Raw genomic sequence first — 12,823 nt, 5'->3', positions numbered from 1 at the left:
ATAGAGGTATTCCCATAAACACGCTGGGTGACACGATGGGATTTCAGTGCGAGAACACGCCTTTTTAAGAAGTAAATGGGCGCTAACGTATTAAGGGGCTTCGTAAAAGTAAGTACAAGTTCGGGGGCTTCAGGAAAACCAGAATCAAGCTCTACAATGCTACTAACACTGGCGGGTATTGTATTTTTTGCGACATGATGGCTGTCTGCCAGCACAAAGCTGCACAGCATTAAAACCATTATGGAAAAGACAATTCGCAACATATACAGCTCAGTTAAAACCGCGACACAACTAAACTTACTCCGTTTTAGAACAAACAGCCATAGCGTATTTGCTTACGATTAGCGGAAAATTAACATGTTTATCATTTTTAATGCCTAATATTTACCATCCAGACCGCGACATAAGCTCTTCGTCGAAAACCCAGCGTCTCAACAAATTATATGTAAAATCAACTTATTAAGGCAGTAGCAACCAAGTAAACATAACGATATTCAAGCGGACGATGACTCACACTGGCAGCTAAGGTATATTCCCAGACTGAGAATCCAATAGCGGTATTATTCGCGCAAGTACGTTGATGTGAACAAACAGGTCTTATGGATAAAACCTACTATCTTGAAAGCCGTATCGCTGGCAGCACAATTTCACAGCGAATCGTACTCGACACGCTTCCCATCACCATTGGGCGTAGTGCCGACTGCGCGATCATTATCAATAGCTCATCCCTGTCCCGTGTTCACGCTCGCATTGAGCAGCAAGCTGACAGACTTATTCTCTGCGATTTAAACAGCACCAATGGCAGTTTTGTAAATCATCAGCGTATTGAGTCAAATACCGAATTACAGCTTGGCGATATTGTGCATTTTGCAGGCATTGAATATTGCCTAAAAGCCGAAGACAACAGCGCAGAAGACGACGACCGAACGCGCATTTATATGCACACCCTGCCTAAGCATTTTGCGATTAAAAGCAAGGAATTTGCAGAGCTACTCGACCAGCAGCTAGTGACCACATTTCAACAAATCATCACACTACAAAACGGTGGCGTATACGGCTACGAGCTGCTAGGTAGAGGTAAGCACCCCTCATTAGACGCCAGCCCTTTTGAGCTATTTAAGCTAGCAGAATCCCTTAATAAGCAAATTGAACTCAGCGTGCTATTTCGGCGGCGGGGCTTTATGCAAGCGGAATTAGCAGGTATTCAAAAGCCCTTATTTTTTAATTCCCACCCTGAAGAATGTCACAACCCCGACCAACTACTGACGGAACTCGGCGAGCTCCGTAAGCTCCACCCTACTCTGCAGCTAATATTTGAAGTGCATGAGGCAGCGGTAACTGATCTTGACGCCATGATAGCCATTCGCAATGGTTTAAATGCCTTAAATATTGGCTTAGCTTATGACGATTTCGGCGCAGGACAAGCCCGCTTGCGCGAACTCACCGAGGCGCCACCAGACATAGTTAAATTCGACATCAGTCTAGTTCGTGGCATCGGCAGCAGCGATTCTGCGCGCTACAAATTACTGGCATCTCTCAATAAGCTGGTTCAAGACATGGGGATTGCAACATTAGCGGAAGGTGTGGAAACTGAAGAAGACGCCATCGCCTGCCATAATATCGGTATTAATTATTTTCAAGGTTATTACTACGGACGCCCCGCCGCCATCACACCAGACTAAGCTACTCCTCGCTTCACACCTCTGCAGCAACATACAAACTATACTTGCTTAGCTACCCCAACATTATCATTGAGATACGCACCGCACCTAGGCTATGGTGAAACCCATTTCTTGTATGGTGTCGGTTTTACAAATTAAAAAACTCTTCCCCTACCAATTGCCATCGTTGTTATTACGGAGAACGCCAGTGATTAAATCTCAAGCCTATGCCGCCAGCGCCGCTGATTTACCTCTTGCCCCCTTTGAATTTGAGCGTCGCGAAGCAGATAGCCGCGATCTCGTGCTAGAACTGCTCTACTGCGGGGTATGCCACTCAGATATACACTACGCTCGCAATGAATGGGGATACAGCCGCTTTCCCATCGTGCCCGGTCACGAAATGATTGGTCGCGTTAGCAACGTTGGCAGCGACGTCAGTGGGTTCAAGGTTGGCGATTTGGTTGGCGTAGGCTGCATCATCGATTCCTGCCGGCATTGTGAGCCCTGCCAGGATGGCGAAGAACACTATTGCCAGAAAGGTGTGACCATGAGCTACGGCAGCAAGGAACGCAAAGACGGTAGCGTAATCAGCCAAGGCGGCTACTCCACAAACTATGTGATAGACGCAGATTTTGCGCTTCGTATTCCAGATTCCCTCGACCCTAAGGCTGTCGCACCGCTGCTCTGCGCGGGGATCACAACATGGTCGCCACTTCGGCGCTGGAATATTGGCCCCGGCATGAAGGTCGGCGTCGTAGGACTCGGCGGACTCGGCCACATGGCACTAAAATTTGCCCACGCCTTTGGCGCAGAGCTCACTTTATTTACCACCAGCGAATCTAAAGCTGCCGATGCCAAAAAGCTTGGCGCAAGCCATATTGTGGTCTCCAGCGACAGAGAGGCGATGAAATCAGCCCGCGGTTTTGATTTTATTCTTGATACCGTATCCGCCGTTCACGACATCAATCCCTATTTATCGGCCTTAAAGCGTAATGGCACGCTGTGCTTGGTTGGCTTGCCGGATCAACAATTAGCCTTTAAATCATCACTGGTGTTAAGCAATAAGGTGATATCTGGTTCAATGATAGGGGGCATAAAAGAAACCCAAGAAATGCTCGATTACTGCGGCAAACACAATATTACAGCAGACGTTGAATTAATCAGTATTGATGACATAAACGACGCCTTTGAACGGGTAGTTAAAGGTGATGTGAAATACCGCTTTGTAATTGACTTAGCGACATTAAAAAACCAAAAGTAAAATATGCGCGCCATTCTCTAGAAGAATAGCGCGATTACTGACACCACTATAGTGAAGCACCCTCTACGCGGTTCCGCCCACCTTCCTTTGCTTTATACAGTTGTTCGTCGGCGGCAGATAGCAGCTCACTAGATTCACTGCCGCCTGGTGTTGTACAGGCGACTCCGACGCTAATGGTAACGCGGTCAGCATTCCCAGACGTAGCATGGGGCATGGCCAGCTCAAATACTCTACTACGAATCGCCTCAGCTTTTGCTAAGGCCGCTACCATGCTCGTTTCGGGCATCAAACACACAAACTCTTCACCACCGTAGCGAGACACGACATCACGACCACGCCACTCATTTTCTTTCAAAGCCTGAGCAACCGTTTTTAAACAGGCATCACCTTCTAGATGACCGTAATGGTCGTTATATTTTTTAAAATGATCCACATCAATCATAATGACCGATAGTGGCTTTTCGGTTCTGCGGCACGCACGCCATTCCACCTCCATTCGCTCATCAAAAATCCGTCGATTAGAAATCCCCGTCAAACCATCTACCGATGCTAATTGCCGCAGGGCATCTGCCTGAATTTTCAGCATTAAATGGGTTTTAACCCTCGCCTTCACAACGGCGGGATTAACCGGTTTGGTAATAAAATCTACGGCGCCAACTTCTAAGCCCAAGGTCTCTTCTTCTGGGCTGTCTTGCGAGGTCACAAAAATCACTGGAACATCACGGGTTTCCGATTCGGACTTAAGTTTGCGGCAAACTTCAATACCGTCCATATCAGGCATTACGACATCAAGTAAAATAAGGTCTGGATCTTTCTGGCGACAAACATCCAAAGCCTGCTGACCGCTAGTTGCCATAAACACTTCACAGCTAGCACTAAACACCTGATATAAAACCTGAATGTTCACTGGTTGGTCGTCAACAATAAGCAGTTTAGGACGCTCTGGAAATATCGCTCCGGGCACCAAGTCGACATCCAAAGAAAATAAAGATTGTGCTTCAGTCATATATTAAGCCCATTTACACGAATTTGAACATCACCGCTGGTATTGAATATTTGTGCATTCACAACTGACGACAGCGCACAGAAAAGTTCATCATACAAACTCAAACTTACGCTGGCAAAATACTATTGAGAATCTCGTAGGCTTTAGCAAAATCCAACATCGAGATTGCCTCATCCAAGGCCTGCGCTTGATCAGTATAAGCAAGCAGACCTGCCTTCAATTCTGCATAAACGTCCATCGCACGCATATTACTTTCTTTCAAAAGCTGAAGCAGCTCTTGTAGCTTTTCCTCGTCTAAGTCTTTGTCAGCTGTATTGACAGCTTCAAGAGGATCGAGATGATTAGCAAGATCCGCCAGCACTTCACTCGCTTGCTGCAGTAACTCGTCAGATTTACTAAGTATCGTTTCAATGACCGACACCTCAACGACACTTTTCGCGGCTAATTCAGCCTCAGACAGCGATGCCGCCAATGCCTGCGCCCCTAACGTCGCCGACACCCCTCTCAGAGTGTGCAACTCACGAACCGCACTAGGGCGATTATTTTTGTGCAATAAATCCCGCACTCTCTGTACATCATTGCAATGCCGATCTGCAAACATACGCGCTTGGCTAGCATACAGCTTGCGGTTATTCCCCATTCTCAGCAGGGCTTCTTTAAAAACAAACCCCTTCGGCGCTTCCGGCAACGTAATGTTGTTGGGAACAGCGTCATTTCTTTCAAGCTCAGCTGTGCTCGGATTTTGCTCCCTACCAGCGGCTTTTAATAAAGCATTTACCAATTCTGCCAATTCAAATGGCTTACCAATATGGTCATTCATCCCCGCAGCTAAACACGCCGCCTTATCAGAAGGCATAGCATTTGCCGTCATGGCTATTATTGGCAAGAACTTAAGGCCCAGAGTTTCACGAATTTCCCGCGTTGCCTCGTAACCGTCCATTACCGGCATTTGTAAATCCATCAGCACCACATCGAAGGGCATTTCGGCACGACGAATACGGTCAACACCAATTTGCCCGTTGTCGGCGACATCAACCTCCGCCCCCTCTATCGCCAATAACTCCCGGGCCACCTGTTGATTAGTTAAGTTGTCCTCAACAAGTAATATACGCATACCTGAAAGAGAATTTTTAGCCTTTTGAGCATCGCGAGAACCATTCTCCAAGGCTGCTGACAGCTTCCCAGACTGAGCGTCAACCACGGAGTTATATATATCTGATGCTGTCACCGGCTTCATTAAAAATCCATTTAAAGGCGAATGTTCTGCATCAACACGTTGATCAAATACCTCCCTAGCATGGGCGGTAACCATTACCAGACGCGGTAATTCTGCACTCTCCCCTAAATTCCGAATGGCCTTTGCAGCTTCCCAGCCATCCATGTTCGGCATCATCCAATCGATGAAAGCAATATCAAAACGTTTGCCGCTAACAAGGCTCTCTTTTATCAACTCAACTGCTTTTTCACCAGATTCGGACTCCACCGCACTCCAACCAAGGGATTCACAAATTCCAGAAATAATCTGTCGTGCACTGGCATTATCATCAATTATCAATATATGTAAGTTTCGACACTCAGGCGCAACAACTCGCCGCCCGGCTTCGATCAACTCCTGATCTTCGACCTTATCAACTATCAATGAAAATGAAAAAGTACTTCCCTTACCCAGCTCACTTTCTACTTCTAGCTCACCGCCCATAAACCGAATAAGACGCTGACTAATAACCAGACCTAAACCTGTGCCGCCGAAACGGCGGTTGGTACCCGCCTCAGCCTGAGCAAAAGATTCAAACACCCGTTGCTGCTGCTCCTGCGTCATGCCGATACCGGTATCGCGCACGCTAAACCCAAGCACCAATCTTTGCTGGCGCTCATACTGCACATACAAAGACAACATCACTTCACCTTGCTCGGTAAACTTCACCGCGTTTCCTGCAAGGTTAATCAAGATCTGTTTCATTCTTAGTGCATCGCCCATCACCATCTTCGGCACATCGGGATCGATATTAAACAAAATCTCTACATTTTTTTCGCTAAGATTCATGCTGAGGATCACGGCGATATCACGTAAAACATCGTCAATAATAACTGGACGAATATCGAGAATTAATTTTCCAGCTTCAATTTTTGAATAATCCAAAATATCATTAATTATTCCCAACAAGGCCTCTGCCGCGCCGCTGGCTTTGCGCACATAATCTAATTGTCGATCTGTCATATCGGTATATTTAAGCAGGTTTAACATACCCAACACCGCGTTCATTGGCGTGCGTATTTCATGACTCATATTGGCCAAAAACTCACTTTTTGCCTTGCTCGCATCCTCCGCAATCGCTTTCGCTTCCTCTAGCTCTTGCTGTTGCCGTTTTTGTTTTGTTAAATCCCGTGCAATACCTAAGTAGCCGATCACTTGCTGATCGTTATCGTACAAGGTATTGCTTTTCAGCATGACGGGGAAATGCGAACCGTCTTTGCGAACGAAGGTCCATTCACGCTCATAGTTCACATTGCTAAGGATTTGATCTCCGGTACCGCCTGCTTTACTAAGGCGCTCTAGTTCAGGCTGAATTTCCGAAGGTTCAAACAACATCCACATTGGCTTTTTATCAACGACCTCATCTGCGCTATAACCCAGCATTTTCTCTGCAGCGGGGTTGAACAATGTGATTGTGCCGTCGGGACGATTAGTAAAAATAGCGTATCCCGCATTAGTTAAAATACCATTTTGTAAGGCAGCAGTTCGCTGTAGCTCCCGAGTTCTCAGTTCAACTTGCTTCTCGAGCTGCTCATTCAATAAAACTAATTGCTCTTGCGCAGCCTTTACTTCGGAGATATCACGAATGATATGTGCGATACCAAATATCTCGCCCCCCTCGCGCTGCACAGGCGAAACAGTAATAGCAACATCAATAAGGTCACCGCCTAAGGTGCGACGCTGAGTTATAAAATCAGAGACCGTTTCGCCTTTAGAAACACGCGAGAATATTCCAAGCTCTTCCGACAGTAAGCTTTCTGGAACAATAAGGTCTGTCATTTTCTGACCGATAGCTTGACTTGCTTTGTAGCCGAACATCGCTTCCGCGGCGCGGTTCCAACTCTGTACTACACCACTGAGCGCTTTACTCACCACCGCATCATCGGTTCCATCAACAATGGCCGCCATGCTTGCATTTTGTTGATCTGCCAGTGCACGGCGACGAAGGTTAACCGCAACGAGGTATATAAAAAGCAAGGATACAGCGATAAACCCAAATAAAATGTAAAGATTAAACAGTCTCGCCGCTGCCACCGCATCATCAATGACTGTGTTTGGCGCGGTGACAACTAAATCAATAGAACGATTAGTGTCGTACGTGATTGTTCTCAATATCGCGTGAACGACATTTTGATTGTCTAAACGAATAAATGCCGAATCGGTGTCATCGTCGCCGGTACTGAACTCGTCAGACCAGCGATAGTTTTTCCCCAACTCAAAACCGAATGTTTTTTCTTGCACGGGATGTAAAAGAAAATCACCATCGCCATTCAGCACATAAATATTTTCATAGCTTTCTAATTCACTGCCTAAGGTACGGAAGATCTCTTCCATATTTAGGTTAATCACAAGTATGCCAAACACGCCTTGATCATCAATAATCGGCGTCGCTAGGCGCAATGTTGGCACGTGAGGCACTTCGATCTCACCGTACTCGCGGTTTAAATTAATTTGTGAAACATAGACTTCGCCGGCATGACGGGTCATGGCCTCTTTAAAATACTCACTGTCGGACTTTTGCTGTAACCCGCCCGCTTTTATTTTGCGAATGCGACCATCTTTGCGGTCTACCCGCACGAGTTCTCTACCACCATCATCAACACCGATATAGCGCACCTGCATAACGGAGGGGTGGGTTTCTAGATAGGCCTCAAAAATCTCTTGTAGGCGCTTTGACCATATTTGAAGAGAGCTTTTTTCCCGCTCGTCAAAACCATTGTTGCGGCTAGCGCGAATAATGCCACTGATTGGAGGGGTTCCAGACAGAAAGTAAGCGTCTTTTTTAAGCCTGTCTAAAGTAGCAAGCAAGGCCTTGCTGCGGGCGGCCGCCACGTCATCAAGGTGACGCGCCAGCGTATTCACCTGACTCTTGCGGACATTGTGGTCCGAGATTGGGATCATCACCGTTGCTGCCACCGCAAAAATCAGCAGCACTATGACGATATACCGCCACTGCAGCGCATTCACTATCGATTTATAGCTTTTAAACACCCAATACTCCCATTAATGCTAAGGGCAAAATAGACCTCAGGATGACTATAACGTAATTGCATAGCCGTTATAATCTCGATCTCACGCCGCCGTACTTAGTTTAGTATCTTATAGACCCTGAGCCCTAAAGTCTCAATTAGCAATTGCCGTAGGTTTTACAAAGAACAACCGCCAAAAGCACTGAAATAGTTTATGCTTTTGAGGTATATAGATAAGAGCCTTACGAAAGTATGCTAAGGCTGAGAAGAGGCGTGGGCAGCGCTCGCCGCCCACGTGGCAAATTAGCGGTTAATTGTTCGCTCCCACATCTGCAAGTAGACTTCTGCGGAGTTATACAGATCAGTGATGGCCTGCTCCCCCCCTTCTATACGTACCGCTTCTACCCAATCAGCAATCATGCCGTAGTGAGCCAACCCTTCGGCATTAATATCAAAACTGCGATTACCCTCAGGCACCACTGACTGTTGAAAGGTCAGCGCGGGAATGTCGGCAAATTGCGCTCCCCAGCCTTCTCCGCTAAACAGAGTGAAAGGATAGCCAACATTGACGGAATCACTACCACGAGGCCCAGACTGCGTCGCCAAGCCATTGGTGTCGGCACCGTAGCCCATCGCAAAATCAAAGTTACTACTTTTGAGGGGGCGCAAGCGGTTTTGGTCTGCAACAAATTGCTTACCATTGCCCTTAGCGGGATACAAAATTCCACCAACGTCCAATATGCGCTTGGCCTGCTCAATACTAATGCCCCCGTGACCACCGTGGGTAGATACCAGCGGATACTTTGGCGTTTTGGCCTCTGCCATCGCCAGAACGTCATCTTTAATCGACAATTCTAAGTGATCAATTTCAATAATCAGCTTCTTGTCCATCATGCGCTGAAACATAAACTCGCCAAGTTCGGTCAGGCCACGCGCATTACACTGACGCTTTGCGGTTGGATAAATCGGCAATATACCTTGGGTAAGTTCCGTGAGTAAATCCGACACGGGGTTGCCACCACCGGAAGGATCTAGCGAGGTCATGATCGCGCCAGCCTCAAAGAAATACGGCTGCTCAGGGCAGTCATAGGTCTGCCAAAATTTGCCGGTATCAACAAAGTTACCAACGTTAAGTACCAAGCCGTCAAAGATCCCATTGCCCCCAAACGCGTTATCAAATTCGTGAATGGGGAACATCTCACGCACACCCAAATCGTATAGGCGATCCATCTGCGTCGCTATTTCTGCTTCATCGCAGCCGCTAAATTCGGTAAGTCCGCCAGGCTGAGTCACATCGCAATTAAAAAGGTGAGAAATTTCAATACCGAGAACAACCGCAAGTTTGCCCTCATTAATAACTTCACGCGCGGTCGCTGGATTATCAACGATACGGAACCAACCGAGACCCGGCCCACCTTCTTGAGCATCAATATAGTCTTGCATATCTTGCATAAACTGGATCTGCGATATCGCACTTTCCATCTCATTGCATTTTGCTAGCGTGACCATTCCCGCCGCATCGCCAATAATGTCTGCTAAATCAAAGCCTGACTGACTGGCAATAGCGGCCTCGGATTGCAATGTACAAAGTACTTCATTCTCAACTAAATCGTTCACTAAGACCCGCAAACCCGCCAGCCATGCCCGCTCAATCCACTTGTAGTACATTGCTTCATGGGTCAGCGCGTCGCGCTTAGGCCAGTCTACAAACGTTGGCCAGCCAGCGGTATCGTGTACGCCTAAAGGCATACCACTCGGGCCCATCAAATTGCCAACCAAATCTAGAGAACCCTGAGGGCCATGCTCAGCTTCACAACTGCCCATCGCCTCCGTCACACCAAAGGGGTGGAAAGGCCGTCCAGCGTGGGCGCCACCTAAGAAGGTCGTTGCACTGATATGAGAGTGAACATCGGCAAAGCCAATAACCGGTGCATCAACGCCACGCCCTTTATAAGTAGTGCCACTGACATTGGTACTCAATTCTGGAAATGTTGCACAGCCTGTATTCTCCGCAAACTGGAATACGCTTGCCGCCGAGGCATCGGCCAGTTCCAGTCGAGCCGTGCTAGGATTCACCGCCAGCGCCATGCCTGCTGCGAACTCAGACACCAAGGTAAAGCTTGTACCCACCCCACTCACAATCCAATTCGATGTTTCAGACGGTGTGGCAGCACTTTTAATAATGCCAGCGGCAACATTTAAAAATGTGCCATCGTCGCCATAAATAAGATATTCACCCAGCGCCGTTGGCTTCATATAAAACGGCGTCGCGTCGGCCAGCCTTGTCGCGTTAGATACATAGTTACCGTCGTCGCCTCGAACCACAAAACGGCCAGCACTATCTCGCATCGCAAAACAGGAATTTGCTAAAACAAAGTTGTTCTCAGCAAAACTGAGCGTGGGAGCGGAGTTCCCCCGCGATGACGAGGATGAAGAAGAGCCGCCACAGGCTGACAGCGCCGCAGCAACAGCAAGAATAATTCCTATACGAGAAAATACAGACATAGTCGCATCCTAAAATAGACCGGTATTGCCGACCCAACCGCTGCCAAGCAATTTCACAATGGCGCATGCTATCATAATGTGCAGTTATATCTAACAATACACACTAGCTGCCGTGTCAGAAGTCACATTTACAAACAACCGATAGCAACTTCAAAGAAGTTAACCACCACGGATAGCCCCTTATGCTTATTATTAGCAGCTATTACCAAGATCGCCATCACCTTAGTAAGGTATGGCAGGCCAAGCACTAAACTCAACAAGGCAATAAGATGAGTAAATGCAGTATCAAGAAAACGGCCTCTTACACGCTACGCAAGGGGCTTTTACGGGTAGCCCCTCACTCACAACCTCGTCTAATCAGATTCTTTGGGCTGATAGCTATAAGCCTACTTTATTGCAATACATCTTACGCCCACTCATTCGGCCAAACGTATTCCTTACCTGTACCACTGTCTTTATATCTATACGGCTCTGCCGCGGCTGTTGCGGTGTCCTTTATCGTGTTCGGGTATTTTTTGCACGGCGAACGCTCGCAAACTAATTCAAGTATGCGTTTAAGCATTCCCTCCACACTGATCTCAACATTGCGATCCGTAAAACCTTGGCTAAAAGGGCTGAGCGTATTCATGCTATTGCTATGCATTGCGACTGGCTTTTTTGGCAACCGCAATCCCTATGGCAACTTTAATATGACCTTTTTCTGGGTGATTTTTGTACTGGCCTACACTTATATCTGCGCGTTTACGGGAAATAGTTACCAATGGTTAAACCCGTGGAAAATACTGTCAGATGGCATTGGCCGATTTTATAAATCCTACCACCAGGGGCTATTCAACTACCCGGCGCAGCTAAGTTATTGGCCTGCCACTATTCTGTATATGGGTTTTATCTGGATAGAGTTATTTGGGTCTGCAACACCATTGTCGCTATCTCAATATTTGCTCGCCTACACCGTATTTAATTTACTAGCAGCAGGGTTAGTAGGCACAAACAATTGGTATAAATACGGTGAGTTATTTAGTGTTCTTTTGATGTTGCTCTCAAAAATGAGCTTTGTATTCAGAAATATAACAAAGGGGAATTCTGATCCAGATGTGTACGTTCAGAGCCCGTTTATACGATTGAATCGATCATCTCCTTCCGAACTTAGCCTACTCGCCTTCATTTTATGCATGCTCGCCTCAACTGCCTTTGACGGTCTACACGAGTCACAGCTCTGGGTACGCACGTTCTGGGTTGAACTAAATCCTTACCTACAACCGTACGTCGGGAAAAATCCGTTCAGCGCCTATCCAAAATTAAGGACACTGTATTTAATCTATCAAACAACGTGGTTAGTATTCTTACCCTTACTCTATTTTTTAATTTATTTTGGCTTTATTGCCATAAGTAAATATATTTCGAAAAGCACGCTCACTAGCAAACAACTCGCTTTGCATTTTGCTTATTCACTACTGCCCATTGTGCTGGCCTACCACCTAAGCCACTACTATCCATTAGTACAAACACAGGGTATTAAGATCATCAGCTTGGCATCGGACCCTTTTGGTATTGGCATGAATATTTTTTCTACTGCCGGGTGGTTTCGAGCGCCAATTATTCCAAATGTCGAAACAGTCTGGCATGCGCAGCTAAGTCTAATTGTGCTTGGGCATATTATGAGTGTCTATATTGCCCATCGCCAAGCGCTTGGATTATTTAGCTCGAAACGGCAAGCCATGCTAAGCCAAATTCCAATGCTGCTATTAATGATCGCCTTTACCGTCGCCGGACTTTGGATACTGTCATTACCCATGGGAAACCCGAGATAAAGATATTTTCTAATCTTTATCCTAGAGCAAGCTTCATGGCCGAACCTAGCGCGGACTCATTTACCATGAGTTCATCATTCGCGGAATGATGAACTAACACCGCTCTCTTTCCACAACCATATTCAAGTAAAACAGATTTTATATCGGCAATACTACGACGACACAAAGCCGTATTGTCTAGCTCGTATATTCGCAACAGTCTGCCTTCTAAGGCCAAAAATGCAGTATAGCGTCCTCCTTCTATTGCCTTAATTACAATTTCTGTAATAGGTAATGCCGCTAACTGGTCTGTAAATACTTTGGTCATTTTTTCACCTATTATTATGTGCGAATGGAATACAGCATATATGCCAAC

At 46.6% G+C, this 12,823-nt stretch carries 7 protein-coding genes; 3 read left to right on the top strand and 4 right to left on the bottom strand.

From position 1 onward, the window contains the following. Positions 1-599: 599 nt before the first annotated feature. Together GVJ32_RS10405 and GVJ32_RS10400 are read left to right on the top strand one after the other, a co-directional pair. A complete protein-coding gene (locus GVJ32_RS10405; RefSeq protein WP_159239998.1) occupies positions 600-1,682 on the top strand; it encodes an EAL domain-containing protein in 1,083 nt (360 codons plus the stop codon). 187 nt (positions 1,683-1,869) lie between these two features. Then, positions 1,870-2,922 (top strand): NAD(P)-dependent alcohol dehydrogenase, encoded by a 1,053-nt coding sequence (locus GVJ32_RS10400; RefSeq protein ID WP_286187612.1) that lies wholly within the window; start codon positions 1,870-1,872, stop codon positions 2,920-2,922. A 46-nt stretch (positions 2,923-2,968) separates the two neighbouring features. On the opposite strand, the gene GVJ32_RS10395 is transcribed toward GVJ32_RS10400, so the two are convergent. The 3 genes from GVJ32_RS10395 to GVJ32_RS10385 form a co-directional block, all read right to left on the bottom strand. Continuing rightward, a complete protein-coding gene (locus GVJ32_RS10395; protein ID WP_159239997.1) occupies positions 2,969-3,928 on the bottom strand; it encodes a diguanylate cyclase in 960 nt (319 codons plus the stop codon). Between the two features lie 106 nt (positions 3,929-4,034). Then, positions 4,035-8,174, bottom strand: a complete 4,140-nt coding sequence (locus GVJ32_RS10390) for a response regulator (protein ID WP_159239996.1) — start codon at positions 8,172-8,174, stop codon at positions 4,035-4,037. A gap of 281 nt (positions 8,175-8,455) precedes the next feature. Next, a complete protein-coding gene (locus tag GVJ32_RS10385; RefSeq protein WP_159239995.1) occupies positions 8,456-10,657 on the bottom strand; it encodes a peptidase M19 in 2,202 nt (733 codons plus the stop codon). A gap of 500 nt (positions 10,658-11,157) precedes the next feature. Between GVJ32_RS10385 and GVJ32_RS10380 the strand changes: the two genes are divergently transcribed. After that, complete coding sequence (locus GVJ32_RS10380; protein WP_159239994.1) at positions 11,158-12,468, top strand: hypothetical protein; 1,311 nt, start codon at positions 11,158-11,160, stop codon at positions 12,466-12,468. A 16-nt stretch (positions 12,469-12,484) separates the two neighbouring features. On the opposite strand, the gene GVJ32_RS10375 is transcribed toward GVJ32_RS10380, so the two are convergent. Beyond that, positions 12,485-12,775, bottom strand: coding sequence for a DUF6482 family protein (locus GVJ32_RS10375; protein WP_159239993.1), 291 nt, complete (start codon positions 12,773-12,775; stop codon positions 12,485-12,487). Between the last annotated feature and the right edge of the window lie 48 nt (positions 12,776-12,823).

It is taken from the genome of Zhongshania aliphaticivorans (assembly GCF_902705855.1).
GTDB lineage: Bacteria > Pseudomonadota > Gammaproteobacteria > Pseudomonadales > Spongiibacteraceae > Spongiibacter > Spongiibacter aliphaticivorans_B.
Note: the sequence above shows the minus strand (reverse complement) of the source record. Positions and strands in the feature narration are given on the sequence as shown.